This window comes from Rhodococcus sp. MS16 (genome assembly GCF_013277795.1).
GTDB lineage: Bacteria > Actinomycetota > Actinomycetes > Mycobacteriales > Mycobacteriaceae > Rhodococcus_F > Rhodococcus_F globerula.
In genome coordinates, this window is sequence record NZ_VBTM01000005.1 from 732,275 (window position 1) to 758,509 (window position 26,235).

At 60.6% G+C, this 26,235-nt stretch carries 24 protein-coding genes and 1 pseudogene; 10 read left to right on the forward strand and 15 right to left on the reverse strand.

Translation table 11 applies throughout. The features are described from left to right. Positions 1–311 precede the first annotated feature (311 nt). Positions 312–1,010: a type 1 glutamine amidotransferase domain-containing protein gene (locus FEZ60_RS16180; RefSeq protein WP_172936499.1), complete on the forward strand. Its 699-nt coding sequence runs from the start codon at positions 312–314 to the stop codon at positions 1,008–1,010. 86 nt (positions 1,011–1,096) lie between these two features. Here the strand turns inward: FEZ60_RS16180 and FEZ60_RS16185 are convergent, their stop codons facing one another. The 10 genes from FEZ60_RS16185 to FEZ60_RS16230 form a co-directional block, all read right to left on the reverse strand. Then, positions 1,097–2,551 carry an aldehyde dehydrogenase family protein gene (locus tag FEZ60_RS16185; protein ID WP_095886933.1) on the reverse strand — a complete coding sequence of 485 codons (1,455 nt, stop codon included), beginning with the start codon at positions 2,549–2,551 and terminating at the stop codon, positions 1,097–1,099. 95 nt (positions 2,552–2,646) lie between these two features. Further along, the gene (locus FEZ60_RS16190; protein ID WP_033231575.1) at positions 2,647–3,165 is read right to left on the reverse strand and encodes a hypothetical protein; all 519 of its coding nucleotides are present in this window, start codon (positions 3,163–3,165) and stop codon (positions 2,647–2,649) included. A gap of 69 nt (positions 3,166–3,234) precedes the next feature. Beyond that, entirely contained in the window at positions 3,235–3,588 is a 354-nt protein-coding gene (locus FEZ60_RS16195; protein ID WP_172936500.1) for a hypothetical protein, read from the reverse strand. Beyond that, a complete protein-coding gene (locus FEZ60_RS16200) occupies positions 3,585–4,292 on the reverse strand; it encodes an ABC transporter ATP-binding protein (RefSeq protein ID WP_033231577.1) in 708 nt (235 codons plus the stop codon). Before FEZ60_RS16200 ends, FEZ60_RS16195 begins: the two co-directional genes overlap by 4 nt. Next, entirely contained in the window at positions 4,289–5,002 is a 714-nt protein-coding gene (locus FEZ60_RS16205) for an ABC transporter ATP-binding protein (RefSeq protein WP_033231578.1), read from the reverse strand. The genes FEZ60_RS16200 and FEZ60_RS16205 overlap by 4 nt, the downstream gene beginning before the upstream one ends. Beyond that, entirely contained in the window at positions 4,980–7,103 is a 2,124-nt protein-coding gene (locus FEZ60_RS16210; RefSeq protein ID WP_172936501.1) for an ABC transporter permease, read from the reverse strand. Before FEZ60_RS16210 ends, FEZ60_RS16205 begins: the two co-directional genes overlap by 23 nt. Then, positions 7,103–8,494 (reverse strand): ABC transporter substrate-binding protein, encoded by a 1,392-nt coding sequence (locus FEZ60_RS16215; protein WP_033231580.1) that lies wholly within the window; start codon positions 8,492–8,494, stop codon positions 7,103–7,105. Before FEZ60_RS16215 ends, FEZ60_RS16210 begins: the two co-directional genes overlap by 1 nt. A 378-nt stretch (positions 8,495–8,872) precedes the next feature. After that, positions 8,873–9,712, reverse strand: coding sequence for a mycofactocin-coupled SDR family oxidoreductase (locus FEZ60_RS16220; RefSeq protein ID WP_033231581.1), 840 nt, complete (start codon positions 9,710–9,712; stop codon positions 8,873–8,875). Positions 9,713–9,770: 58 nt separating this feature from the next. Beyond that, positions 9,771–11,057, reverse strand: a complete 1,287-nt coding sequence (locus FEZ60_RS16225; protein ID WP_045064386.1) for a cytochrome P450 — start codon at positions 11,055–11,057, stop codon at positions 9,771–9,773. Further along, the gene (locus FEZ60_RS16230) at positions 11,054–11,296 is read right to left on the reverse strand and encodes a ferredoxin (RefSeq protein WP_033231796.1); all 243 of its coding nucleotides are present in this window, start codon (positions 11,294–11,296) and stop codon (positions 11,054–11,056) included. Before FEZ60_RS16230 ends, FEZ60_RS16225 begins: the two co-directional genes overlap by 4 nt. 164 nt (positions 11,297–11,460) lie before the next feature. Here FEZ60_RS16230 and FEZ60_RS16235 point away from each other — a divergent pair, with 164 nt between their 5' ends. Continuing rightward, positions 11,461–12,093 (forward strand): TetR family transcriptional regulator, encoded by a 633-nt coding sequence (locus FEZ60_RS16235; protein WP_045064387.1) that lies wholly within the window; start codon positions 11,461–11,463, stop codon positions 12,091–12,093. A gap of 26 nt (positions 12,094–12,119) precedes the next feature. On the opposite strand, the gene FEZ60_RS16240 is transcribed toward FEZ60_RS16235, so the two are convergent. The 4 genes from FEZ60_RS16240 to FEZ60_RS16255 form a co-directional block, all read right to left on the reverse strand. After that, positions 12,120–12,776: a TetR/AcrR family transcriptional regulator gene (locus tag FEZ60_RS16240; RefSeq protein WP_172936502.1), complete on the reverse strand. Its 657-nt coding sequence runs from the start codon at positions 12,774–12,776 to the stop codon at positions 12,120–12,122. Between the two features lie 155 nt (positions 12,777–12,931). Next, the gene (locus FEZ60_RS16245) at positions 12,932–14,410 is read right to left on the reverse strand and encodes an aldehyde dehydrogenase family protein (RefSeq protein WP_033231583.1); all 1,479 of its coding nucleotides are present in this window, start codon (positions 14,408–14,410) and stop codon (positions 12,932–12,934) included. Between the two features lie 25 nt (positions 14,411–14,435). Then, a complete protein-coding gene (locus tag FEZ60_RS16250) occupies positions 14,436–15,266 on the reverse strand; it encodes a mycofactocin-coupled SDR family oxidoreductase (RefSeq protein WP_138868741.1) in 831 nt (276 codons plus the stop codon). A gap of 54 nt (positions 15,267–15,320) precedes the next feature. Then, positions 15,321–16,121: a carboxymuconolactone decarboxylase family protein gene (locus tag FEZ60_RS16255; RefSeq protein WP_095886937.1), complete on the reverse strand. Its 801-nt coding sequence runs from the start codon at positions 16,119–16,121 to the stop codon at positions 15,321–15,323. A 394-nt stretch (positions 16,122–16,515) separates the two neighbouring features. On the opposite strand from FEZ60_RS16255, the pseudogene FEZ60_RS32520 reads away from it, so the two are divergent. The 5 genes and pseudogenes from FEZ60_RS32520 (at position 16,516) to FEZ60_RS16285 (ending at position 19,930) form a co-directional block, all read left to right on the forward strand. Further along, a pseudogene (locus FEZ60_RS32520) lies at positions 16,516–17,294 on the forward strand (DUF5984 family protein). Between the two features lie 164 nt (positions 17,295–17,458). Next, positions 17,459–17,821 carry a GntR family transcriptional regulator gene (locus tag FEZ60_RS16270; protein ID WP_095886940.1) on the forward strand — a complete coding sequence of 121 codons (363 nt, stop codon included), beginning with the start codon at positions 17,459–17,461 and terminating at the stop codon, positions 17,819–17,821. Next, positions 17,818–18,753: an ABC transporter ATP-binding protein gene (locus FEZ60_RS16275; RefSeq protein WP_172936505.1), complete on the forward strand. Its 936-nt coding sequence runs from the start codon at positions 17,818–17,820 to the stop codon at positions 18,751–18,753. Before FEZ60_RS16270 ends, FEZ60_RS16275 begins: the two co-directional genes overlap by 4 nt. Further along, entirely contained in the window at positions 18,750–19,490 is a 741-nt protein-coding gene (locus FEZ60_RS16280; protein ID WP_172936506.1) for an ABC transporter permease, read from the forward strand. The genes FEZ60_RS16275 and FEZ60_RS16280 overlap by 4 nt, the downstream gene beginning before the upstream one ends. Positions 19,491–19,525: 35 nt before the next feature. After that, positions 19,526–19,930, forward strand: coding sequence for a nuclear transport factor 2 family protein (locus FEZ60_RS16285; protein WP_172936507.1), 405 nt, complete (start codon positions 19,526–19,528; stop codon positions 19,928–19,930). 25 nt (positions 19,931–19,955) lie between these two features. Here the strand turns inward: FEZ60_RS16285 and FEZ60_RS16290 are convergent, their stop codons facing one another. Beyond that, on the reverse strand, positions 19,956–20,954 hold the full coding sequence (locus tag FEZ60_RS16290) for a hypothetical protein (RefSeq protein WP_095886943.1): 999 nt from the start codon (positions 20,952–20,954) through the stop codon (positions 19,956–19,958). A 211-nt stretch (positions 20,955–21,165) separates the two neighbouring features. Here FEZ60_RS16290 and FEZ60_RS16295 point away from each other — a divergent pair, with 211 nt between their 5' ends. The 3 genes from FEZ60_RS16295 to FEZ60_RS16305 all read left to right on the forward strand — a co-directional run bounded on the left by FEZ60_RS16295 (position 21,166) and on the right by FEZ60_RS16305 (position 26,175). Beyond that, positions 21,166–23,607 (forward strand): glycoside hydrolase family 3 C-terminal domain-containing protein, encoded by a 2,442-nt coding sequence (locus tag FEZ60_RS16295; RefSeq protein ID WP_242484616.1) that lies wholly within the window; start codon positions 21,166–21,168, stop codon positions 23,605–23,607. 143 nt (positions 23,608–23,750) lie between these two features. Then, a complete protein-coding gene (locus tag FEZ60_RS16300; protein ID WP_033231589.1) occupies positions 23,751–24,362 on the forward strand; it encodes a TetR/AcrR family transcriptional regulator in 612 nt (203 codons plus the stop codon). 148 nt (positions 24,363–24,510) lie between these two features. Beyond that, positions 24,511–26,175 carry a hypothetical protein gene (locus FEZ60_RS16305; protein WP_242484617.1) on the forward strand — a complete coding sequence of 555 codons (1,665 nt, stop codon included), beginning with the start codon at positions 24,511–24,513 and terminating at the stop codon, positions 26,173–26,175. Positions 26,176–26,235 lie beyond the last annotated feature (60 nt).

Consider the following 26,235-nt stretch of genomic DNA (forward strand, 5'->3'; position numbering starts at 1 on the left):
CGAAGTTTCGATGCCTAGCAGGGTTTACATCGAGGTTTGCGCAGGTATACGCACTTTCCGCCGGTTAAAATTGAGACCCGACTGTAACATTCGGACATCGTGGAATCGCTCGCCGATCAAACATATTGCAGCAGAAACACATTAAGGATTCTCTGCGCACAAAGCTGCTCCGCAACTGCGGAGTAGACATGACACATCTCACCGAAGACGGCCGATGCGGAATTCTCTCCGGACCAGTGTGTTGCATTGACTGACGCTGTTTTGCCGATTGGGCCTGTCTTCGGGTCCTGTCTCCAACGAAAGGTTGTGCAATGACCAAGTTGCTGTTTGCCGTCACCTCTGCAGATCACTGGACGCTCAACGACGGGACCGCCCACCCCACCGGATACTGGGCCGAGGAGCTGGTCGAATCTCATAAGGCGTTCGTCGATGCCGGGTACGACATCGTGATTGCAACACCCGGCGGCAAGGTCCCGGTTGTGGATGAAGGAAGCCTTGCCCCCGAGGTCAATGGAGGTCAGGAGGGCGCCGACCGTATGCGCAAGTACATTGCCGATCTGCAGCCGGCGCTGAACTCGCCCCACATTCTCGAAGATATCGACGCCGACACCTTCGACGTGGTCTTTGTTCCGGGCGGGCACGGGCCGATGGAGGATCTCGCAGTGTCCACAACCTTCGGCGAGCTTCTGGTGAAATTCTTGGACGCAGGCAAGGTTGTCTCAGCAGTCTGTCACGCACCGGCAGCGTTGCTTCCCGCACGCAGATCCGATGGAAGCTGGCTGTTCGACGGCTACAACCTCACCTCCTTCACCAACGAGGAGGAGACCCAGGCAGGTTTGGCGGACAAGGCTCCGTGGCTGCTCGAAACGAAGCTACGCGAGCAGGGCGGCAAGTTCTCGAATGCCGAGGCGTGGTCCCCTTACGTTGTAGTGGACCGAAAGTTGTACACCGGACAAAATCCCGCGTCGTCCAAGCCCCTCGCAGAGCGAATCATCGCGGACTTGAGCTGAGCGAAATCCCTAAGCGGGGAGCCATGCGTGCCCCGCTTAGGGAATCGTCATGTGCGAGAGCGCTTTTCCATCGCACGCAAATTGATCTAAATCTGGGTGTAAACCGACTTCGTCTTCATATATCCCTCGATGCCCTCTCTGCCGTGCTCGTAGCCCCATCCGGACTGCTTGTATCCGCCGAACGGCATAGCGTGGTCGAAGACCATCTGGCAGTTCAGGGTGACAGTTCCGGCGTCCAGTCGCTTCGCGAGGCGGTGAGCACGTCCGACGTCCGAGGTCCACGCCGTGGCAGCGAGCCCGTATGTGGTGTCGTTTGCCATGGCAACCACTTGGTCATCGTCGTCGAACGGCATGATCGGAACGACGGGTCCGAAAATTTCCTGCTGATAGAGCCGCATGTCGGGCCTGACATCGGTGAGGACGGTGGGATGCACGAAATAACCCGGCCGGTCGATCCGGGATCCGCCTGCCACTACCTCGACACCGTCGCGCTTTCCCTCTTCGACGAAGCCCATGACTCGAGTGAGCTGCTTTTGACTGATGAGCGGACCGATGTGGACGCCCTCATCCTTAGGCCCGCCCAGCTTCAGCGAATTGGCAATCGCCGCAATGCCCTCCACGACCTGATCGTAGACACCGCGCTGAACGAAGATGCGTGAGCCGCTGATGCAGCCCTGACCGGAGTGCACGAAGATACCCATCGCGGCACTCAGGATTGCCGTGTTCAGATCGGCGTCGTCATAGATCAGTACGGGTGACTTGCCGCCGAGCTCGAGCATGACCTTCTTGAGGTTGCCACTGGCTACTTGCACGATCTTCTTGCCGACTTCGGTGGATCCCGTGAAAGCGATTTTGTCTACATCGGGATGCTCGCTCAGTGCCGCGCCTGCAGTGTGGCCGTAGCCGTTGACGAGGTTGACGACACCATCGGGCACGCCGGCCTGAGCCAATAACTTAACCAGTAGCAGTGCCGACAGCGGTGTTTCTTCGGCAGGCTTGACGATGACGCTGCACCCTGCGGCAAGGGCTGGAGCAAGTTTGGCGCACGCGTTGAAGATCGGGCCGTTCCACGGGAAGATCAGCCCGACGACACCCACGGGTTCCTTGAGCGTGTATCCGTGCATATTCGAATGAGCACCAGTGATCCCGCCGGTCATGTGCACGTCATGGGCGATGCCATTGACCTTCGTGCACCAGCCGCCGTAGTACCGGAAGAATTCGGCACTGGTCCCGACGATGGAATGCGCCTGAACGAATGGCATCCCGGTGTTGATCGAATCGAGCTGGGCGATCTCAGTTGCGTGTTCGTCGATCAAATCGGCAGCGCGCCAAAGGATTTTAGCCCTTTCACTGCCGGGGAGACCGTGCCACACACCGGCCTCGAAGGATTCGCGCGCACGAGAAACGGCTTCCTCGACCGCCTTTGCCCCGCCATCGGTGAACTCGGTGATCTGTTCTTCGGTCGCCGGGTCGATGACCGCAATGACTTCACCGGTGCCCGGGAGATTGCGTACCTCGTCCATGATCGATTGGAGTGTCATTCTGACTGCTTTCGGTAGTTCGAAACTTGAGTCGATATCGCTGGCCGATTGGGTGATCGAATAGCGCGCCTGGGTGAAGATTCGGGCTGTTGGCACTAGCAGCCGGGAACGGTGGCCCCACTCCCCTGGATAGCCATCAAGGTGCAGTACGTCGTTGCGGAGACCTTCCAGGTACCAGCTTCCTGTACTGCCTCACCGGACTGGTCGGGAAGTACGGGAGTACCGCCCATCACGAGTGTCCATTTGACAGAGGCGTTGTCGGCGCCGGCTGCGGTGACGCCTTCTACGGTGGCAGTAGTTGCCATCGACTGCGGATCAGCGGCCATCGCTTCGAGCGTTGGGAGAAATACATCGCCGTTCTCGAGCAGGGCGGCACGCGCGGCAGGGGCGGTAGTTCCATTGAAGAAGGTGATGTACGCGTCCGTGATTTCTTTGGTCGCCGCAGCGGACGCCACAGCGCTGGTTGTCGCTGCTGCCGGCGCCGAAGAACTTGTCGCCTTGGTTGATGAGGTGGTCTCGCTCGAACTGTCATCGGAGCTGCTACAGCCCGTCGCGAATGTAGTGACGATGAAGGCGCCGACGATCAGGGCTCGACCGATTACAGATTTACGCATGGTGAATCCTTTCCGGTGGACGGAACGGTTCCGCCACCACATGTTTCGAACTCCTGGCGTGTCAGAAGGTCACGACTGTTCTCCGTCGAGGGAGGGAAGTCTCGTTGCAAGTGCCAAGTCGTAAGATTGGCGAGCCATCCAGAATCTCAGGAAATTGGTCAGTGAATAGCGCAGGAAGATAGCAGCTCCGTTGATTCCTGCGACTAGTCCGATCACAGCGACAATGATGGCGTCGCGTTGAACAAGCGGATCAGATGTGTTGTGTGACAGAAGATAAGCCCCCACTCCCAACGCCGGACCCAGCACCATCAGCGCGATTCCGAGTCGCAGCCAGAGACTGGACCGGCCCGCGGACGGGTCGGGAATCTTCAAATCGGCAAGCTCGCGGGAAAAGCGCTCTGCGCGTGTTTCAGTCGTGGTCATGTAGAACTCCCTAGGTAGAGGGTGGCAAGTTCGGTGCGCAGTCCGTCGTCCGGGTGGCCCTGCTTTTCGATCCGACCTCGAACGAGAACTGCAGCATGGTCAGCGAATTCGAGTACGGCGTTCGCGAACTGTTCGACGAGTATCACGGCGACACCTTGCCTCGCTATCTCGGCGACCTCCTCGTAGAGTTGGCCGACGATCAAAGGCGCTAGTCCCATGGACAATTCGTCGAGCAGAAGCACAGCTGGTTCGGTGGCCAAGCCGCGAGAGAGAGCGAGCATCTGCTGCTCGCCACCGGACAGCGTTCCGGCAATTTGTGAAGCTCGTTCCGCGAGGATGGGAAAACGAGTGAATGCGACCTCTTCGATCTCGTCACGAGAGCGACCGGTGAAGGTCATCATCGACAGATTGTCCCGGACGGACAGATTGGGGAATACGCCGCGCCCCTCGGGGATGAGACATACACCCGCGCGCGCCAATTCCCGCGGTGATACTCCGGTCATGTCTCTGTCACAGAACAGGAGCTGTCCTGAGGTGATCGTATGGACACCGGAGATGATGCGCAGCGTGGTGGTCTTGCCTGCACCGTTCGGACCGAGCAAAGCCACTACTTGCCCTGGTTCGACTGCAAGATCGATGCCGTGCAGGACAGCGATATCGTCGTAACCCGCGCGGACGCCGCGTAGTTCGAGAACGGGACTCATGATTCCCCCAGATACGCTGCCAGAACCGCGTCATCGCGCCGGATCATCTCGGGTGGGCCGACCGAGATGATCTTCCCGAGATCGAGCACATACACCTGATCGCACACGCTCATCACCAATTCCATGTCGTGTTCGACCAACAAAACCGCTGTTCCCTGATCCGCCAGTGATCGCAGCAGCACCGAGAACCGTTGTGTCTCTTCGGGGTCCTGCCCGGCAGCCGGTTCGTCGAGAAGAATGACGGACGGGTGCACTGCCATTGCCCTCGCCACCTCGACGAGTCGTCCCATGCCGGTCGACAGCGAGTCGGCGGTGACGGCGGCCACCGCAGCCAATCCCAGTCGATCGATGATGTCGTCGACAACGGCTGTCGCGTTGCGTCGTTGCGGCCCAATTTCGGCGGCAACGAGGAGGTTGTCTCTGACGCTGAGGCGACCGAAGAGCTCGAGGCGTTGGAACGTCCGTGCCAGGCCGTGTTTGGCGCGCCGAGACGGTCCGGCTCGGGTCACGTCGCAGCCACCCAGGAACACACTTCCCGTGGCTGGCTTACGGAGTCCGGATATGACGTCGAACAGGGTGCTCTTTCCGGCACCGTTGGGTCCGATGAGGCCGGTGATGTTGCCTTGTTCGGCGGTCAGTGAAACGTCGGTGAGTGCATGGTGGCCGCCGAATGTGACCGTGATGTCCTTAACTTCGAGCTGCGATGGCACGATCGAGCACCTCCTCGTCTTCCGTAGTCCAGGGGCGCTCCAGGCCCCACCACTCCACCGGAATCTCCCGCTGCGCCGGAGCCTCCCGTTGCCTCGATACACCCCAACTTCGGGCTGCGAGAATTCCGGCCACCGCCCCGATGATCAGCACGTACCCGTTCACGACATCGACGAGTCGCAGAATCCACAGCGCCCCAATCCAACCGAGCAAGGCAGCCATCACGACGGGGTCCCGAAGTGCGGGCTCCCAACGCCGACGCAGACTGGGTACGAGTCCGTCGTCGACAGCGCCGGAACTGTATGCCAAGCCGGCAGCAGCGGGCAGCGTCTGCACGAGGTTGGCGGCCGCCGGCCACAACGCCACAATTGCATTGAGAGGACCGGCAATCATCGTTCCGGTGAAGAGTCCGTTTCCGACCACACCGAGTCCACCGACTACGGCGATCAGGAAAATACCCAGTCCGGCAACAAAACTGAACTGCTCCGCCGAGATCGACATCAGTTGCATTCCGTACAGCGCCCCACCGAGACCGGCAATGCCGGCGGACAGCGCAAAGACCAGCATTTTCGTCAGCAGCAAGCTGCCTCCCAATGTCGCAAACGCTGCCTCGCTGTCGCGCAGTGCAATCAATCGTCGGCCGAGGCGCCCTCGCCGGAGCATTGCCACGCCCAGTGTGACGAGCGCCAGACACACTGCTGAGAACACCGTCAGTTCTGCCGGGGTGTCGATCGCGAATCCGAACAGTCGCGGGCCTACCAATTCCACTGAACCCTGATCAAACAGTGTGATCTCCGTGCCGAACACCTCGAAAGACGGCAACGTGAAGATCCATCGGTCGAAGATGGCCGCGATTGCCGCCGTCCCGAGCGCCAGGTACACCCCTGAGAGTCGCAGCGCGGGCACTGCGATCACCGCACCGACAATGCCCGCGATGACCATCACCGCCAAAAGTGCCCACCATTGCCCATTTCCGCCCAAGCGTGCACAGACGATCGCCCCGACCCCCGCCATCGTGAGCTGTGCGAGCGAGATCTGACCGGCGTAACCGACTAACGGAACGAAGGACAACGCGATGACGCCGAATGCGAATATCTGTCCATAGGTGATCAGATCACCCTCCCCCAGTACGGTGGCCAGAATGAGTCCGAACGCGACGATAACTCCTGCGAAGGCGATTGTGCCGCGAACTGTCGGTAGCGGAACTTGACTGAGGTGACGGTCGCGTCTCCGAAGTCGCCCGTGCGGAAACAGCAACAGCGCGAGCAGCAACAGAATTGCCGGCGCAGCGAGTCGCAGCCCGGGAAGGTAGGGACTCTGCGGTAGGTAACCGGTGAGGTAGCTTTCCATGCACCCGACGACGATCGCGCCGACAAAAGTCATCGGCAAGCTCTTCAACCGTCCGAATATCGCTGCGGCATAAGCACTGACAATCACGAGTGACAGTTGGGTCGCATCGAGGGCGACCATCGGAGCGATGAGAATGCCGCCGATTGCCGCCAATACCGTCCCCAGAATCCAGGCAACCCGGTTGGCGCGAACCGGGTCTGCCCCGGTGAGACCCACCAAGGCACGGTCATCGACAGTCGCTCGCATTTCGGTTCCGGTTCGAGTGCGCAGCATCAGGATTCGCAACCCCGCCGCGACGACGACCGCTACCAGCATGGTGATTGCCTGGTGCCAAGTGACCGTCGCAGCACCGATCTGAAAAGAGTCTTGCTCGGCAAAGAACTTGGGAAGCGTGCGTGCCTTGTTCGGACTCCAGATCCATCTCGCGAGCGCAATCAGACCGCTCAGCAAGGCGATCGTCATCACCAGCTTCTCGGCCTCACCAAGGGCTTGGACCGGCCGCACCAACAGTTCGACTAGGAGCCCGAAAGCTGGTGCCAGAACCAGAAGTACGGTCGCTACCGACAGCCACACCGGCCAACCCCAACCGACGCTGAGTTGCCAATAGGAGAAAGCCGCCATCATGCCCGTCGCGCCGTGTGCGAAGTTGAACACGCCGGTGGTCGTGTAGGTAACCACCAATCCGCTGCCGATGATCGCGTAGATCGCCGCAGTGCTCAGCCCGACGATCCCAAAGGAGATGAACTGTTCCATTATTCGAAATCGCCGATGCTTTTACCGACTTCGGCCAGGGTCATCGGCGTCCCGAAGTCAGCCGTCAATTTACGAGCGGGGATATCGCAACGGTAGAGACCGTTGTCGGGATTGAAATCAGCTGCCTCCCATCCGTCAGATGTCGCTCGCTCGACGTTGAAGCACGGCTGCGGCGGGATAGGATTCGCCAAATCGTTAGCGACATGCAAACCTCCCCCGGTCCAGGCAGTTTCGGCGACAGCTGCGTTGTAAAGGCACGAGCGGGTGAGATCGGCACCGCAACTGGCGGCCGACTTCGCGAACAGCAACCACGACGACATGGCGAGCATCGACGGAAGTGTGATCTGCGCGTCCGGGGCGTACTTCTGGTACATAGCCTTGAGCTCCGCCACCGCTGGCTCGTCACTCTCCAATGGCGCTACCCCGCTGAGAGATACGAGATTGTTCTGGAAGTCCGCGGACTTCCCCAACAGTTCGATGAACGAGGCGTTATACGCATTGTTGTTGGCATCGATCCAGTCGAGCTTGTAGTTCATGCTGGTGAGGACCTCTTCGAGCTTGGCCAACTGATTGAAGTCGCCCATGAAGATCAGACCCTTGACGCCCTTGCTCTTGATCGCCTGAGCGTATGGAGTCCAGTCCGAGACACCCATAGCTGGATAGAGCTCGTCGTAGATGAGCGTTGCACCGGTCGCTGCGAGTGTTTCTGCGGTCAAGGCACCAATTGCCTTGGTAACCGCCGAATCACCGTTGATGATCCCGACGGCGGCTTTCGAGTCCGGGTAGGCCTCGTCAGCGATCCAGGTCCGAAAACCGTTGTAATTGTCGTATCCGGGAACCATGGTCGGTGACGCACTCACCTCCAGGTCTGCGCCGGCAGACCGTGACTGGACAGCCTGCGCGGGGAAACTCGGCAACATACATGTCAGCCGGTCCTTGACACCGAGAGCATCCAACGCTGCGCCGCCGCCGACGAGAGCAAAGTCGTCACGACAGGCTTCGATCATTCTCTGACGAACTTCCATCAACTTCGAATCGCGGATGTTGGCCACAATCCGGCGACCGTTGATGCCGCCGGCATCGTTACACCACGACGTGAAAACCTCTGCCGCGTCGGCAAATTCCGTGTTCTTGTTGAAACCCATGTCGGAGAAGACTCCGACAGAAATTTCCTCCGCGGTCACGCCTTGGGCCGGTGCGCCCTTGACATCGCCAGGCTGACACACGCCTCGAAGGTCGCCGAAGTCGCTGGAGGCGGCCGCAGCGCTCGTTCCGCCATCGTCGGCGCCCTCAGCCGGACTCTCGCTCGAACTTCGGCCACTGCATCCGGTGACGGCTGCCGCTACCGCCACCACGGCGAGGAAGGCAGCGAGTGTTCGTTGTGGTTTCACAGGTCTCCTACATTTGGTCAAGGCGGTCAACTGACGGAATCGACAGATCACCGTGCATTCCTTGACATGGCACGTGCGTAAGTGAGAGTTCCGCTGCTGAGAGGGAGGATTGATCCGGTGATGAAGCCGGCTTCCTCGGGAAGGCAAGGAAGCGCAGGAAGCGGCAATATATTCCGGCCGACCGAGCAGCATTGATGCTGCGACGAATTCAGGTGATACGGGTCGACAGTGTTGCCCGTGGGTGTGGACGCTCTTTGGCGGCACACGCCGCGGTTAATCGCGACGTGCCAGGTGGCTTTCTGTCATCGCTGTCGGTACCGGGCCCGCACGGAGTGGAGTGCACAACCCGGTACCGAAACGTAAAGCGGAATGTCACTGCTACTTGAGGTTGCTACCGGCATCGATGGTGAGAGGAAGCCCTGTGACGTAACGGGATTCGTCAGAGGACAGGAACAGCACAGCATTGCTGACGTCCTCGGGCTCCACCCAGCCGATCGGCAGTACATGCATGAACTGCGCGGCGGCCTTCAGATCCTCCGGTCCGGGGCTCTCGAGGTCGGGACGGAACATCTTCATCGTTCCCTCATTCATGAACATCGGTGTATTCACGTTTGTGGGATGAATGGAGTTGACCCGGATGAAGTGCTCTCCCAGTTCGACTGCGAACGTACGCATCAGCCCGACCACACCGTGTTTCGCGGCGATGTACGGACCCATGTGGGCGTATCCCTTCAGACCTCCCATCGAACTGGTCAGAATGATCGACCCGCCGCGACCGCCCTCGATCAAGTGCGGAATACCGGCCTTCACCGACTTCCACACACCGGAGAGATTGATGTCCATCATCTCTTGCCAGTCCAGTTCACTGGTCTGGTCGAGGGTAGGGCCACCGGTTCCGATTCCGGCGTTGGCGACGATGATGTCGAGCCGGCCCAATTGCTCGACGCCGCTGTCCACCGCAGCTTTGAGGGCGTCGAAATCGCGGACGTCGACCTCCGCCGTCACGATGCGACGGTTGAGTCCTTTGATCAGGTCTGCGGTTTCGGCCATATCGGCCGGCTCAGACGGGGCTATCTGGGCGTTCGGTCTGATCGGTCCGCAGATGTCGATGGCAATGATGTCCGCACCTTCTTGTGCCAGTCGCACCGCATGACTGCGTCCCTGACCACGTGCCGCGCCGGTAACGAACGCGACCTTGCCCTCTACTCTGCCTGCCATGAAATTGCCTCTCTCGGTTGGGACATCGAGCAATCGCCCGATGCTGTTGTACGACGAATTACGGCTTTCGGATCGGGTTGAACTCGATGTTGAGTTCCATGAGCCCGCGCAGCAGGAAGGTGGGCTCGTATACGTATCGACGGTTGCCGGCCGGGCCATGTGCGCGTTCGCTGATGGCGATGTCGCTCATCCGGTCGAGCAGACGGTTCAAGGTGACGTAGGCCTCCACTCGAGCGAGCGGTGCACCGGCGCAGGTGTGCAGCCCACGACCGAACGCGATGTGGTCGTGCGAGTTCTTCCGATCGAGCCGAAACTCATTCGGATTATCGAACTTTCGCGGATCACGGTTGGCGGCGGCGAGACCCAGCATGACGACAGTTCCGGCGGGGATGTCGAGATCGCCGATTCTGGTGGACTTGCGGGCGAGGCGGAAGTCCACCTTCGTCGGACTGTCGAAACGAAGTGATTCCTCCATGAATGGGCGGATCAGACTGCGATCCTCACGCAGAGTTTGCTGGAGTTCAGGGCGTTCGGCAAGTACTCGTAACGCCGAACTGAGTAGCTTCGTCACAGTCTCCTGGCCGGCGGCGAACAGGAACGTTGCAGGCCGGACGATTTCCAGGATTTCAGGTGTTGATCCGTCCGGATACTTGGCCGACGCCAGACCGCTGAGAATGTCGTTGCGGGGTTCGCGACGCCTTTCGGTCACGTAACCGCTGAAGCGCTCCTCCAGGTATTCCAGCGGGTTGATCCCGACAGGATCATGGTTGAGCGCTCCAACATGGTTACCGGGTGGCTTCCCGGCGCCCAGCATCCGGCGAAACTCCGCCCGATCTTCTGACGGAACACCAAGTAAGTCCGTAATTGCCAGCGTAGCAAAAGGTTTAGCGTACTCACCCAGAAACTCGCAGTCCCCGTTATCGATGAATTCGTCGAGCTGACAATCAGCCAAGTCCCACAGATACTGTTCGTTCTCCTGCAGGCGCTTTGGGGTAAGGAGCCGTCCCAGTAGCGATCGAGCTCGCGTGTGCTCAGGTGGATCCATCACAACTATGTGCTCGAAGATCGGGAAATGGTGACGGTGCGCTTCGATCTGGGCGGTGATGTCGTCACCCTCGGGTTCGAACGGCAGCGGAGGAAACGGCCCGCCGATCGCATTTACGGCCGACAGCGCGTCGGTGTTCTTGAATCCCTCGATCACCTCTTGATGTCCGGTGACTGCCACCACGCCGTAGTGCGGCTCACGAAAAACCGGATTCCGTCCTCGAAGGTAGTCGAAGTATTCGAAGGGATCTTGTGCGATCTCTCCGTCGGAGAAATAGTCGACTGATGCTAGATCGGTCATCGGATCACTGACCTTTCGGGTGAAGTAGCAGGCAATTCGTCCACGATGCTGATGGCCTGGCGCGGGCAAGCACTGACCGCGGCCAGCGCTTTGGGCCACAACGCTTCCGGAGGATTCTCGTTGCAGCTTGCGACGTCATCGTCGACGAGGTCGAAGATCTCGGGCGCGATCTCGACACACAGCGCGTGCGCCTCGCACATGCCGCGATCGATATGTACGCGCTTTGGGGAACCAGTCATTGGGTGCTCCGCATTGTGAATTCGAACTCGAACAGCGGTGGTCTCGCCGATTGCCGACGGCGCGGACATTTTCCGTGCGGCCACCGTAGGATGTGAGGTAAGTAACTGAGTTACTAAGCGCTACGATAACCTGGTTATCCAGACAAGGCAAGGGAATTCACAAAATGGAGAATGTAGATCTTGCGGGCGGTCCGGAGCTCACACGAGACCCACTTCTCGACACCGTCATCGACTTCCTCGAGGACGAAGGGTACGACGCGGTGCAACTCCGCGAAGTCGCGCGTCGTGCCCGCACGTCGCTGTCGACTATCTACAAACGGTATGCCACTCGAGAAGAATTGATCGCTGCTGCCATCGAACGGTGGATGATGGAGAATCACTCCGGGCTCGTCAATCACACGCGCGGCCCGAATGAGCCCCTGCACCCGGCCATAATGCGGGTGATGGGGTCGATATTCGAACCTTGGGAAAAGCACCCGACGATGCTCTTTGCGTACTTTCAAGTACGGACCGTCGTCGGCGACCGTGATCTCGGCATGGACAGCTTCGACCCCGTCATACGCATCGGCAGATCAGTCATGTCCGACGTAGACCCTGAATTCGTCACAGAACTGCAGTCGATACTTTCGGCCGTCGTCTACGGACTCGTAGGTCGGTGCCGCGAAAACCAGATCGCGATCAGCGACATCATGCCGACAATTGATCGCACCGTCTTCTTGCTGACCACTGGCTATCAGGCCTCGCAGCACAACGAGACAGCTGGGACCGATCGGCCGCCCGCTTCTGTGACTCGCTGAACGCGAGACGGGTCGCGATCGTGGAGTTATCCAAGTGCTGCAAGCGTTTCCGTCGAGGGTGGAGTCGTAAGCATGGCTACGAGCGTGTCGAGGAGTTGACTGACATATACGGCATATGACGCAACGGGGGCGCCGAGCAAACGTTGACGGTGGCGGTCGGCACTTGTGTGCAAGCACATTCCGGAGGCTTGGTGAATTCTGATCTCGCGCAACGCTTGTGGAATGTGTCCAAGGAGAGCGCCAACTCGCTCGTAGTAGACACGTTCAGAGTCTCGAGACTCCTCAGGTAGGTCGTCAAGAGGATGCACCACCCGAATGAGTTGCTCGAGAAACGGCAAGTAGTAGCAGTCTTCGTCCTCAGCGAGTTCCATCAAAGGCAACTGATGCGCTTCGAGGACACTTCTCAGGTCCGTTGCAGAAGAGCGCGCGCCGAGAATTGCTCGCCTCCGTGTCAGTTCTTCGACCCGGTACGCCAGGATGGCTTGTATCAAGCCCTCTTTGCCTCCGAAGTGGTATTGCACAGCGGACTTGTTGGCCATACCTGCCGCAGTTCCGATGTGCCTCAGCGGCACACCATCGAAGCCATGCAGAGCATAGAGTCGCTCAGCAGTGAGAATCAGCTGCTGTTTGGCCGACAGGTTTACGGCTGCAGGGGCGTATTTTGGCACACCTAATGTAACCATCATCGAAGCCTAAGTCCAAAGACTTAGGCTTCGACGCCTCGCCTGAAGGCGGGATGCGGCACGTGGCGTCCCCACACCCGACAAGCGCGGCACAGAAGGACGAAACCACCGAGCATGTGGAGAGGTACTCGAAGGGAAACTACGGCGATTCTCGATCACGACATTCCGATACGAATGTTCTTCACTTGCTGAAACTCGTGGAGGCCCTCGAGTCCCCCTGCTCTACCTGTACCACTCTGTTTATAACCGCCGTAAGGACTTTGGGGTGAGATATCGCTGTTGCGATTGACCCAGACCGAGCCTGCTTCGAGCTGACGCGCAACTCGATGTGCGCGTGTGAGGTCGTTGGTTTGAATGTAGGCGTTGAGTCCGAAAACGGTGTCGTTCGCGATGCCCACGGCCTGTGCTTCGTCGGTGAATCGCATTATCGAGACGACTGGGCCGAATGTTTCGATCCGGGCCAACGGTGAGTGATTGTCGACGTCGGTGAAGACGGTGGGTTCTATGAAGAAGCCGTCTGCCAGGTCTCCACCGAGTCGTTTGCCACCGGCGATGAGTTCACCCATCTCCTCGGTTGATGCCCGATCAATGGTCTCGAGGATGCGATCCGCCGCCACCTGACTTACCACTGGCCCGACTACGACGCTTGGATCGAAAGGTTCTCCGATTTTCACCGACTGCACCACAGCGAGAAATTTCTCGATGAACGCGTCGTAGACGGAGTCCTGCACAAGGATTCGACTACCACACGCACAGCTCTGACCGGCCTGTCCAAGTGGACCTTGAAACGCCGACAGTTTTGCCGCCGCATCCAGATCGGCGTCAGCGAAGACGATGTTGGCGGATTTGCCACCCAGTTCGGTGGCCACCGGGGTGAGATTGGCAGCAGCTTCGGCGATGATCTTTTTTGCGGTGTCGCCTCCGCCTGTGAAGTGGATCTTGCTGATCCCGCGATGGCGGACGAGCGCGGCACCGCCTTCGGGTCCGGATGGCAGCACATTGACCAGTCCGGGTGGTAGACCTACCTCGAGACAGAGTTCGCCGAATCGCAGTGATGTGAATGGGGAGAGTTCGGAAGGTTTGAGTACGACTGCGTTTCCGGCGGCGAGGGCAGGAGCAACGTTGAGTCCGACGACCACCATCGGCCCATTCCAGGGTGCGATGATGCCGACTACTCCGTAGGGCTCGCGTTCGATCAGGTTGACGTCGAACTTGTTGGACACGGGGGTACTCGATCCGTGGGCCTTGTCGACGTATCCGGCGTAGTACCGGATGAACTTTTCAGCCAATCCGATGTGCCCGGCACTCATCATTATCGGAACACCGAAGTCATGCACGTTGAGTCGCGCGAGACGATCGACGTCAGCTTTCACCGCGTCGGCGAGGTCGAACAAAAGATCGCGACGACGCTCAGGCGTGTACGCGATCCACTCACGATGAGCCTCCCACGCAGACTTCACTGCACGGTCGATTTCGACTTCGCCGGCGATCTCGATCGTTGCGTTCCGTCGGCCGCTTGCCGGATACACGTGCTCGTACGATCCACCCGAGGAGCCCGAAACCCAATCACTGCCGATGAGAAGTCCGCTGGGAAGTTCATCGAAAACGGTTGCAGCACCATATGTTGCAGTCATAGAACTTCCTTGTCTCGAATGACTGTCAGCGAATCATGAATCCGGCGTCGAGTGGCCATTGGATGCCGGTGATGAATTTGGCTTCATCGGAAACGAGATATGCGACAGCATTGGCGACGTCTTCACACTCGAGCATTTGCAGCGGTAAAGCGTTTTGCATCCCGGAGATCGAGTTCGAGCCGCCGGCAGCGGCATGCGCCATGAGGGCGTCCATCGCGGCATTCTGGGTCATCCCGCTGGCTACTCCGGTGGGATGGATGGTGTTGACCCGAATCCATTCCGGGGCGAGATGTGCTGCCAAACCCTGCATCAGAGCCACAACGCCACGTTTGGCAGACGCGTACGCATTGCCGCTGGCTGACAACGACGAGGAAGCTTTGAGACCGGCAGTCGAACTGGTGATGACGATCGACCCGCCGCGCGCAGCCTCGCGCATGGCAGGCAGCGCCGCTCGCACCGTGTGATAAACCCCGGTCAGATTGGTGTCGATCACATCGTTCCAGTCCGCCAGAAAATCCTCCGATTCTGCCCCCATCCGGATGATGCCTGCATTGGCAATAACGATGTCGACGCGACCGAACTGCTCGTACCCCTCCTCGAAGGCGGCAGTGAGTTGTCGATAGTTCCGCACGTCAGCTTTCAGGCCGACCATGCGCCGAGATTCCTTCTCCACCAACCGCACTGTCTCTTCGAGGTCAGCTTCGCTGGCATTCGGATAGGTCATCGAGTCCACGTTCTCGCAGATATCAACGCCAATGATGTCGACGCCTTCACGGGCGAGCCGTATCGCATGCGCTCGGCCCTGTCCCCGCCCGGCTCCGGTGATAAAAGCGACGCGGCCTTCTAATCCTGACATGTTCGAAGTTCTCCTTTAGACATCAACTTTTCGAATGTAGTTTCTGGCGACGTACTAGGCGCTCTCATGTCGGACGCCGCCAACGGCAGTCCGGGCCAGGCTCAGTCGATCCCATGCTTCGTCGGCAGTCGTCTGTAGGGCTTCACCTTTGGCAAATCCCGAGTATGCGGATAGCTGGAGAACTACTTCATCCATCTCCGACTTGGTGATATCGCCCGATTCCAAGGCCGAGCCGACATGTGATTGCAGCGGCGTCACTGCATCGTTCACCGCCACGGATGCAACAGTGATGAACCGTCGATCCCGCCTCGTCAAACCCGGGCGCTGCCAGACGTGTCCAAAGACGAAGTTCAAGATCCCGGCGTGAATATAGGGAGTATCGGGCGATGGAGCGTCGATCAGATTGACGTCCATGAATTCTTTTACACCACGTTCGATCCGATCGTCCCAATCATTAAGCCCGAGAGTGTCATTGCTCGCAGGTTCAATTGGGGAACGCTCGAGACCTCGGTCCTTCTCTATCCGGGCCCACTGGCGGCGAACGACGCCTTCGAGATGTGAAGCTTTAGGCCAACCGTTGTACACAGCGAAATGCAAGACAAACTCGAGCATCTCGTCGACGGTCATGTCACCGCTGTTCAGCGCGGCATAGACCTGATCGTCAATGGCGCGAGGCGCAACAGCGGCCCCAACGCAGGTCAGTGTGACCCAACGCCTGTTGCGCCGGCTCAATCCGGGACGAGACCAGATCTCGCCGAATACGAAGTCTTGGTTTGCCTTGTCGAACGCCGAACCGACCTCGGCCGGCCGAGTCGTCATCACCGCGTATACAGCTTCCTCACCTAGATTTTCCATCCCTGTACTCACCTTTCAGTCGTTGGACTGAACTCTAAGTCGTGGGACTTGTTTATGTCCAGCATGGATTTTCTCGCGCCATACCCGAACTGCCGAACTGAATTCGGCCGCTCACTCGGAGGGCCGCCTTTCATCGCAGTCTCCGCGCACCTCACCCCGAGTCCGTGGCACGCAACTCAGGGCGATTGGGTTCGTCACGTCGGTTGCAGCGACTACTACGGGTCGTTCCGCACTACGACGTTGGCCTTCGGAAAGGGATCGCGCGCGAAGTACATTGCCCCGCTTCTTGTTTCCATCGACTTTTACACGTCGACCACCGAGATACCCACCTTCTCAGATGCTCTCGCGCGAAAGCCTGTGGACGGAATATGCGGCGATAGAGTTACATCGAGCCATGGTGCGTTTCCAGTTCGAGCTGGTACCGGTGGACGAGGTCGAACCGTGGGGAGAGAACCGGAACCTGCACTGGTTCGGGCTCACCGAGGGTTGGTATTGCCTCGATGTGGGTGGAGTCGATTTGTTGCGCAATAGCGAGCAGACAACGGCCAGGCGCTCCCCCACGGACGGGCGAACCGTCCCCCCGTGCGCGGAATATTACGTGGTCCGCCTCCGGGAAGACATGCTGCAAGCGTTGCCCTACATCCTCGAACCAGTACCGAATGACCTGGTGGATTTCGTGACTGCCGGGTGGTCAATCGATTTCGATGACATCGACGACGCAGAGCTCCTGGACAATACGCAGATCGACGCGGCCATCGATGCATACAGTGATCGGAGCGTCGACACGGTTATCTGCGTTTCGGGCCCGAACTACAGTGGTGGCGCACACTCGAACCGGTAGACACCGTCAACGTGGACTGGCGGTTCCCTGTCGACCCCGACGGCGATGTCGCGTTCACCGCGCCGCTATCGGGCCGGGCATCGGTCAGCACCGACAAATTTGTTTCCGCAATAACGGATTTCGACTACCGCCTCCTCGAAGCCATGCAAGTGAGGGTGGACACGATCGCCGCGACCGACGTTCTCTCGGGATTCGACCTCGACATCCCCGGTCTGATCCGGGAGCAGGCCGAGCGTCGGACCTGGCTCTCGCAAGCGATGGCGCACCAAGTGAACACCGACTGGGATGCGGTACGGGCAGGCGCGTCGTTCCTGACTCGGCATTCGAGGTGAGTTCCGGCTCGCGCCATTCACGTCGCTGAACGAGCCGATGTTGCAAGAATTCTCAGGCCACACCTGAACGGGCACGACGTCAACAGGGGTTGCCAACACCCCCTCACAAGTTCTATGGTTCATTACATGAGTAATGAACCAGTGAGCCCCGGGCGTGGATCATCGTGATCGACGACGGACGACCACTGTTCCAGCAGATCGCCGAGCAGATCGAAAGCTCGATCATCGACGGCTCACTGCCCGAGGACGGGCAGGTGCCCTCGACCAATGAACTTGCGGCGTTCCACCGGATCAACCCGGCGACGGCAGCCAAGGGCCTCAATCAGCTCGTATCCGAGGGGATCCTCTACAAGAAACGAGGAATCGGAATGTTCGTCACTCTCGGTGCGCGCGACGCACTCAGGTTCAGACGCCGAGAAGCATTCTCACGTCAGTACATCGAACCGCTCGTCGCAGAAGCCGAACGACTCCAGATCCCCCTCGACGAACTCAAATCCATGCTGGACGACAGGAAGGTGGCCCGATGAACGCGAGCATGACAACGACCGGGACCGACGTCAGGCGTTTCACCGAATCAGAACTCGTCGCCTCGATGCGCTCGGTGAACAGAAGATACGGGGATGTCGACGCGCTCTCCGACGTCACGTTCGAGATCGAGCACAACAAGATCTATGGCCTGCTCGGCCGTAACGGCGCGGGCAAGACGACGATCATGCAGATCCTGACCGGGCAGGACCTGCACACCAGCGGCGAGGTCGAGGTATTCGGCGCCGCCCCGTTCGAAAATTCTGACGTGCTGGCGAACGTGTGCTTCGTCAAGGAAAGCCAGACATACCCCGAAGACCTCCGGGTCAAGCACGTACTCACCGCCGCGAGCCATCTGTTGCCGAAGTGGGACCACACGTTCGCCGAGGCACTGCTCGACGACTTCCAACTTCCTCTGGGCCGCAAGGTAAAGAAGCTTTCGCGCGGTATGCGGTCGGCACTGGGGGTAATAATCGGGCTCGCATCCCGCGCGCCGCTGACGCTCTTCGACGAGCCGTACCTCGGTCTCGATGCCGTTGCACGCCAACTGTTTTACGACCGACTTCTTGCCGACTACGCCGAACATCCACGTACCGTAGTGCTTTCGACTCACCTGATCGACGAGGTAGCCAATCTGCTCGAGCACGTGATCGTCGTCGACCACGGCCGAATCGTGCTCGACGAGGACGCGGACACACTGCGCAGCCGCGCAGTAGTGGCAACCGGTCCCCTCGCTGCTGTAGATGCTTTTGCCGCGTCCGGCACGGTTCTGCACCGTGAGTCCCTCGGCTCCCACGCCCGAATCACGGTGCAGGCCGGCGTGACCGATACCGAGCGGAACCGTTTACGGGAGGCTGGGGTCGAACTGGAGCCGGCATCTTTGCAGGAACTTGTCATCGCGACCACCACACAGCGCAGGGAGACTACCGTATGAGCATCACGACGACCGCGCCCCGGACGATCCCGAAGGCGCCCACCCGGTCCCGGATCGGTTCCGTCCTCCAATTGCATACGGTCGCATGGCCGCTGCTGATCGCCTGGCCGGTCGGCATTCTGCTGGTCTCGTTCCTGATCAGCTTCACCATCTACGCGATCGTCAGGAACGAGCAGGACGAGGGCTTCACCGGCAGCGTGTTCTCCGTCTACGGTTTCGTGCTCGCTTTCTACCTCCAGTCGATGGCCCAGACATTCCCGTTCGCACTCGGACTGAGCGTGACTCGCCGCGAGTTCTTCACCGCCACAACGGTGATGGCGCTGGCACAGTCCGCGGTCTTCGCAATCGCGCTGCAGCTGCTGTCAGTGGTGGAGTCCGCTACCAACGGCTGGGGTGTGCACATGCGCATGTTTGGCATCGCACGCTATTTCACCGACAGCACGGCCGTGCAGCTGTTGGCGCTGTTCGCTACGCTGCTGCTGACCAGTTCGATCGCGATGCTGACGGGTGCGATCTACCAGCGGTGGCGGATCACCGGTCTGCTTGCCTCCCTCACCGGACTCTTCGGCGCGCTCGGCCTGTCAGCGATCGTAATCACCTGGGCCCGCTGGTGGCCGGCGATCGGTTCGTGGTTTGTCGATGTCCCACGGGTGGTGCCGATGGCGGTGCTCCCTCTCGTCCTGACCATCGCGTGCATCGCCGGCGCCTGGGCGACACTGCGGCGCGCAACGCCGTGACGGCCACGATCAATTAGAGGAGCCGAGGAGCGACGATGGGCAAGGACGTCACAACAGGCACGGGTGATGACGTGCAGGCAGACATACTCGCGATCCATGAGCAGTGGTCCACGGCGATCGTCTCGAACGATGCCGAACGAATCGGCAGATTCATGGCGGACGACTGGGTGATCGTGTCCGATTCGGGCCTCACGTCCAAAGAACAATTCCTGTCTATCATCCAGTCTGGCGAGCTCACCCACTCGACGTTCGACCGGGTCAACGACGCCAGAGTCCGCACCTACGGTGACACCGCGGTTCTGACAGCGCGGTTGACGAACACGGCGCACTACCGCGGCCGACAATTCGACGCCGACGAGTGGACTACCGATGTCTTCGTTCGACGGAATGGCCGCTGGCTGTGCGTGTTGAGCCAGATCACCGCAACTGCCACTCGCTGACTTTCGCTCGTGCAGGTCCTCGGCGTCAGCTGATGATGTTGCTAGCTTGGTTACTCCACGCCGGCAGGCTGAACAGCTCACCGGCCCCGGAGATGAAGGCACTGTGCGCATGCGCGTCTCCGCGCAAATTGTCCATGTTCCACGCAGTGAGAACACCAAGGAACCCCTGCACTCCGTCGACGCAGCCCGGATCGTTTGCCGGGCAACCGGGTTGACCTTGAATGTCGTTGTGGTTAGGACCGTTCAGAGTCGCGCGCACCTTCGGAACAGAGTCCGGGGTGGCACCGAAATAGCCCTCCGCGGACTGCGCTCCGATCAAGTCCCACGGCAACGGCTGGATCGACTGCGAAATGGGGCTGTTGGAGCCGTTCACGTACAGCACAGAACCTGTGGTCAGCGCCCGCGGATCCGTGCAGACGTTCATCGCCGCATCCGCTTTGGGCAGGCCACACATGTACTGGCCTGGAAGCTCTATGGGGACAGCTGTTTTCAGTTCGCCGCCGGAGCTGATCGCCGCGTTGAGGGCACCGACCGCCCCCTGAGAGTGCCCCATCGCACCGACATTGCCGGTATCCAAACTCTGATAGAAAATGCTCGACGGATCGCTGTCCTCATGTCGGAGGAAATCCACTGCCTCCAGCATTTCCTGACCCGTGCCCGTATTGGTGTTGTCGGCCGCGATCACCACGAACCCCCACGATGCCAGGTGCGAGAGCAGATAGTCGTATTGGAAGGGGTGTGCCCACGTCCCGTTGCCCCAAGTGATGATCGGGTGCCGATCTCCGTTCGCACCCAGGTCAGTGGGATACCAGACGTCGAACTTGTTACCAGAGGAGTCGCAGCAACCGAAACCTTGCTGACTGGTCACCTCCCACGGACCTCGCTCGGAGTACGTGCCATCGACGGTTCTGCCGTTTGCGACAGGCTCTCTGGTTCCACCCGCCTGCGCTGTGGCGCCTGATCCCAGCAGAACCAGAGTTGCAGCGGCGAGGAGCACGACACTTTTGCTCATCAGACTTTTCATGTGATGCACCCTAACGACGAGACCTAATCCAACTAAGGCTTTGTAATCTAATCGTTACGACTTCGAGTTCGCTTGCCGGAGAAGCACCTTCGGCATGGCCAAGCCAATATATAACGTTTTAGTAACAACACCTATCATTTATTAAGTTTGATGGCACGATGAGTTTCCATCGGACGGGCAACCAACCCACACCATGTCGAAGGAGTGCACATTGCGGGACGAAGCAACTTACGAGGCCGTCGAATCAGCACTCGCCAAGCTCGACCTGGATGCGAAAGCACGACTCCTCCAGGGCCAGGACATGTGGACCCTTCCTGCCCTCCCGCAAATCGGGCTCGGGTCGCTGGTGATGTCCGACGGACCGGTAGGTGTGCGAGGCGTCTTCTGGGGACCGGACGATCCGTCAATTCTGCTGCCGTCGCCCACCGCAATGGCCGCGACCTGGGATCCTGACCTGATCGCGCGTGCTGGAGTTCTGCTCGCGCAGGAAGCCAGGCGCAAGGGCGTGCACCTGTTGCTCGCTCCGACCGTGAACATGCACCGCACCCCGGTCGGCGGCCGACACTTCGAGGCCTACTCCGAGGACCCTTTGCTCACCGGCGCAATCGGTTCCGGCTACGTCCGCGGGGTGCAGTCCGGTGGCGTCGGCGCCACCGTCAAGCATTTTGTAGCCAATGACGCCGAGACGGACCGCATGTCCGTCGACAACATTGTGTCCCCGAATGAGCTGCGCGAGATCTATCTTGCGCCCTTCGAGGACATCGTGAAGAACTCCCGACCCTGGGCAATCATGTCCGCGTACAACAGCGTCAACGGCACCACCATGAGCGAGCACAACGAACTTCTGAACGGAGTATTGCGGGGCGAGTGGGGATTTGACGGCTGCGTAGTCTCGGATTGGATGGGAACGCGCTCGACCCTTGGCGCGATTCTGGGTGGCCTCGACATCGCGATGCCCGGCCCCCGCTCCGTCTACGGAGAGCTACTGGCCGAGGCAGTCAGGAATGACGAGGTCGACGAGTCGGTAGTCGACGACGCAGTGCGCCGAGTCCTACTGCTCGCGGCGCGCGCGGGCCTCCTCGAGGACGCCAACCCTGCGGTGACCGAACTCCCCGCGCCGGTGGACGGCCGCGCTCTGGCCCACGAGATCGCCAGCCGTTCCTTCGTACTGACCCGCAATGCTCCCATCGGCGGTGAGACGATCCTGCCGATCGACCCGAGCACTACCACCGTCGCGCTGATCGGACTGGCCGCCCGCGACGCCCGCGTCCTCGGTGGTGGCTCCGCAATGGTCTTTCCCGAGTCCGTCGTATCCCCACTCGACGGACTGACGGCAGCCCTGCTCGAGGGCTCGCTCAGCTACAGCATCGGCACAACGTTGACCGACCAGATGGGCACGGCCGAAAGAGGATTCGAGTTGCGCGCCCGGTGCTACGACGCTGCGGGAACCCTGCTTCGAGAACTGGACCTACCCAACGGAATGATCACGTGGATGGGAATCCTCCCGGAAGGCCTCGACTTCCAAGCGCTGCACACAATCGAGCTTCTCGGCACTTTCACACCCAGTGAGAGTGGTTCACATCGCTTCGGCACCAAGGGACTCGGCATGTTCACCCTGACAGTCGGCGGTGAAACTCTGTTCGACGGTGACCAACTCCTGGAAAGCTTCGATCCGTTCGAGCTGTTCTTCGGTGCCCCGAAGGACCGCGGCTCCGTCGAACTGACTGCCGGAGAACCTGTCGAAGTGGTCCTGAAGCACACTCCGATGAAAATGGAGGGTTCGCCGATCGACATCCTCAGTTTCAGTCTGGGACACCAGGAGCCGCAACGAGACCCGGAAGAGCTGATGGCCGAGGCGGTCGATGCCGCGAAGGCGGCGGACGTCGCCGTCGTTGTCGTCGCGACAACTGACCAGGTCGAGTCCGAGGGCTTCGACCGCAGCACACTGAAATTGCCGGGGCGTCAAGACGAATTGGTCTCCCGCGTAGCTGCCGCTAACCCGCGAACTGTCGTTGTCGTGAACTCGGGTTCGCCGGTGGAGATGCCCTGGCGGAACGATGTCTCGGCGGTATTGTTGAGCTGGTTCCCCGGCCAGGAAGCCGGCGCCGCACTGGCCGATGTTCTGGTCGGACTGACTGAGCCGGGTGGCCGGCTACCGACCACCTGGCCCGCAACACTTGCAGATTGCCCGGTCACGGATGTCACACCCGTCGATGGCAAGCTCACGTACTCCGAGGGCCTGTTCATCGGCTACCGCGCCTGGGACCGAACAGATGTCGCACCCGCGTTCGCGTTCGGACACGGTCTCGGCTACACCACGTGGGAATACGAGAGCGTCGAATGGCAAGGCGACACCGTCACGGTTCGTATCCACAACACTGGATCTAGGCAGGGACGCGAGGTTGTGCAGGTGTATCTCGCTACCGCCGACATCGACCCGTCCAGACCCGCCCGTGCGCTTGCCGGCTTCGCGAGCGTGGTGGCAGAGGCCGGCGAAACCGCAACGGCAACAATCACTCTGCCGCGTCGTGCGTTCGAGGTCTGGGACGAGCAGAGCCGTAGTTGGTGCTACCGACCCGGATCGTACGATCTCCACGTCGGTGCCTCGTCGGCCAACTGCCCTCTCACCCTGCGCATCGAGACTCGAAATTGAAGTCCTTGAACACCGTTCGCGTCATCGCGGGGGCCGTCACCTTGGCAATGCTCTCGCGCCGACCCAGAGCCAGGACGCGGGACTGATGGCCGTCATCCTCACCCAGGCGCGATGAGAAACGCTTCCGTCGATAGGCTCACTGCATGACTGAGCGACAACGGGGTGGCCGGGCGGTCAAGGCCGAGGCCCGGCGCGAGGCCATTCTCGATGCGACGATGGCCGAGATCGCGGAACGCGGATACCGCGGCACCACTCTCGCTGCCGTCGCCGAGCGCGTCGGCCTGACGCAACCCGGACTGCTGCACCACTTTCCCAGCAAGGAGCACCTCCTGATCGGAGTGCTCGACGCTCGCGACCGATGGGACGCCGCAGCCCTTCTCGCGAACTCGACGGATGTGCGACTGTCTCACCTCGAACAAATCGTGGAATTCAATGCCGACCGGCCCGGAGTCGTCCAGACCTTCACCGCACTCGCCGCCGAAAGCGCGACCGGGCAGCACCCAGCGCGTGAGTTCTTCACCGAGCGCTATGCGTCCGTGCGAGAGGGCATGGCCGAATTGCTGCGCGCGGAGCTCGGGGACCGATTGGCCGGCGGGCTCACACCCGAGCAAGCTGCACCACTACTCATAGCTGTCATCGACGGCATACAGATCCAGTGGCTCTTGGCGCCGGACGAGGTGGACATGCCTGCCGCATTCCGGAACTTCCTCGCGCTACTGACCGCGATGACGCCTTCCGAGCACCCGACCGCCTGACTGGACGGGCTCCTGGTCACTGTGGAGCAGCGACGCATCCGCTACCTACGTCCAAGGCCACAATCAGCACGCTGCGCCGCATTCGACACGGATGGACCGTCCTCACCAGCAACGCGGTGGACATGTCGATGCATGCGAGAATCGGACAATGATCGACACCAGCCGTAGAGTGTTGCACCCGCGCCCAACGCGACTTCTGTGTGTCGGCGTCCTCTTCGCCGCAGGCTTGCTGTGGCCCACTCCCCTCGCCGCGGCCGCACCCGCCGAGGCCGGACCAGCGAGCTGCGTACCGTTCGGGACCGCCCAGCTGCCGCCGGGCGCTCCATCGGGCGGAGGGCGCATCGGGCTGGCCGAACTGCCGACGTTCACCGGCTCGACCGCCCCGGAATCTATCGAGGTTCGCACGCCGACAACGCAATTCAACCGATTCTGGGACTTCGCGCTTGTCGGCCACGACCTGCTCACTCGGCCACGGGAAGCCGACGCGTCTACCACCGAACCCTGGCGATTCGTACCGATGCCCGAGTGCCTGCGCGGCCGACTGGTCGGGATATCGCTGGACGACGACGAACTCGTCGCGGTCGACGACAACGGCTGGATCTACACGATGGACAACGCGTCCCAGCACCCGCTCGCGTGGAACTGGACCTCCGCGTGGGGCGCACCCCTGTGGAGCGCCCCCGGCCGCCAACTACCAGGAGACCGGCCGAACGGATGGGCGCTGAGCGTGTCGTCGCCGTGGGACAACCAAACCTTCACCGACATCGCCGGACGAATCCACTTCGTCGGATTTGGCAAGATGACAATGCTCCCCGCGCTGACCGGGGACGGCAGCCGCATCACGTACGCGGACCCGTGGCTCCCCAACGACGACAGCTACGAGATCGGCGGGCCGCTCGGCGGGCGGTTCCAGGCCGACTCGTTGTCGGCGGCCGGATCGACCACCTTCGTGATGAACAAGTACGGCGACATGTACACCCGCACATTCGATTTCGATTCGTCGGGATCGGACTCGATCTTCTTCCGCTACAGCTGGGACGACCAGTCGGATAAACCGTCCGCGCCCAACCTCGTCGCCGAAACGCTCGACCGCAGCACCGCCGCAATCCAACTGCCGGCTCCGGACTGGGTGCACCAACCCAAGATTCCCGGCGAGATCACATCCGCGATCAGTGTGCACTCCCTCGGCCCCGGCCCGAATCGGCGCGAGTTGCGCGTGGAGGGCCGCAACGGCACCGAATCCGGTTTCTGGCACAAGGATCTCGTAGGCGGCCTGTGGGAGTTCACACCAACGGGCGCGGACCTCCTCGGCTCGCCGATCGAGAACACGCCGACAGACCGCTCGACAGATACCCTGGCCCCCGCGGCCCCTTGGGACCTGTCCACAACGCTGCCCGCGCGCAACGGCGCCATCGACGGTCAGACACTGATCGACATCGGTTTTCCGTACACCGTGGTGGACCCGCGCATGCTCGACGCGATCGGCCAGCACGCACAGCCTTCTGGCTACCGGTTGGACGTGGACCACTTCGACCCCGTCGCCACCACCCGGACCGCGACAGTCACCGCACCGGACGGCACCTGCATTCCGGTCATCCTGCACACCGCCGACGGACTCCGAATGACACCCCGCGGGCCCGGCCTCGACGCCAACCCACGCCACCTCGTCGGGGCAATCGAAATCCCGGCGGACGCATACGCGGCTCGGGAATCGAACCCCACGCTTGACGCGTTTGTCCGAGACTGGATGCGCGGCAACCACATTGCAGCGGTCACTCTCAGCGCCACCGACCATGACGTAGTGATTCGCTGACACGAAACCCCGCCGCGCGATACGCAGTCGCCGCTCACGCCGGCATCAACCGAACTGGTC

Excerpts from the sequence above, each read along its gene's own strand:
- FEZ60_RS16225 (WP_045064386.1), bottom strand. The coding sequence starts at position 11,057 with ATGACCGATCTAGCATCAGTCGACTATTTCTCCGACGGAGAGATCGCA.
- FEZ60_RS16235 (WP_045064387.1), top strand. The coding sequence starts at position 11,461 with ATGGAGAATGTAGATCTTGCGGGCGGTCCGGAGCTCACACGAGACCCA.
- FEZ60_RS16230 (WP_033231796.1), bottom strand. The coding sequence starts at position 11,296 with ATGACTGGTTCCCCAAAGCGCGTACATATCGATCGCGGCATGTGCGAG.
- FEZ60_RS16285 (WP_172936507.1), top strand. The coding sequence starts at position 19,526 with ATGGGCAAGGACGTCACAACAGGCACGGGTGATGACGTGCAGGCAGAC.
- FEZ60_RS16250 (WP_138868741.1), bottom strand. The coding sequence starts at position 15,266 with ATGTCAGGATTAGAAGGCCGCGTCGCTTTTATCACCGGAGCCGGGCGG.
- FEZ60_RS16280 (WP_172936506.1), top strand. The coding sequence starts at position 18,750 with ATGAGCATCACGACGACCGCGCCCCGGACGATCCCGAAGGCGCCCACC.
- FEZ60_RS16220 (WP_033231581.1), bottom strand. The coding sequence starts at position 9,712 with ATGGCAGGCAGAGTAGAGGGCAAGGTCGCGTTCGTTACCGGCGCGGCA.
- FEZ60_RS16290 (WP_095886943.1), bottom strand. The coding sequence starts at position 20,954 with ATGAAAAGTCTGATGAGCAAAAGTGTCGTGCTCCTCGCCGCTGCAACT.
- FEZ60_RS16300 (WP_033231589.1), top strand. The coding sequence starts at position 23,751 with ATGACTGAGCGACAACGGGGTGGCCGGGCGGTCAAGGCCGAGGCCCGG.
- FEZ60_RS16190 (WP_033231575.1), bottom strand. The coding sequence starts at position 3,165 with ATGCGTAAATCTGTAATCGGTCGAGCCCTGATCGTCGGCGCCTTCATC.
- FEZ60_RS16275 (WP_172936505.1), top strand. The coding sequence starts at position 17,818 with ATGAACGCGAGCATGACAACGACCGGGACCGACGTCAGGCGTTTCACC.
- FEZ60_RS16195 (WP_172936500.1), bottom strand. The coding sequence starts at position 3,588 with ATGACCACGACTGAAACACGCGCAGAGCGCTTTTCCCGCGAGCTTGCC.
- FEZ60_RS16180 (WP_172936499.1), top strand. The coding sequence starts at position 312 with ATGACCAAGTTGCTGTTTGCCGTCACCTCTGCAGATCACTGGACGCTC.
- FEZ60_RS16305 (WP_242484617.1), top strand. The coding sequence starts at position 24,511 with ATGATCGACACCAGCCGTAGAGTGTTGCACCCGCGCCCAACGCGACTT.
- FEZ60_RS16185 (WP_095886933.1), bottom strand. The coding sequence starts at position 2,551 with ATGACACTCCAATCGATCATGGACGAGGTACGCAATCTCCCGGGCACC.
- FEZ60_RS16200 (WP_033231577.1), bottom strand. The coding sequence starts at position 4,292 with ATGAGTCCCGTTCTCGAACTACGCGGCGTCCGCGCGGGTTACGACGAT.
- FEZ60_RS16245 (WP_033231583.1), bottom strand. The coding sequence starts at position 14,410 with ATGACTGCAACATATGGTGCTGCAACCGTTTTCGATGAACTTCCCAGC.
- FEZ60_RS16255 (WP_095886937.1), bottom strand. The coding sequence starts at position 16,121 with ATGGAAAATCTAGGTGAGGAAGCTGTATACGCGGTGATGACGACTCGG.
- FEZ60_RS16240 (WP_172936502.1), bottom strand. The coding sequence starts at position 12,776 with ATGGTTACATTAGGTGTGCCAAAATACGCCCCTGCAGCCGTAAACCTG.
- FEZ60_RS16210 (WP_172936501.1), bottom strand. The coding sequence starts at position 7,103 with ATGGAACAGTTCATCTCCTTTGGGATCGTCGGGCTGAGCACTGCGGCG.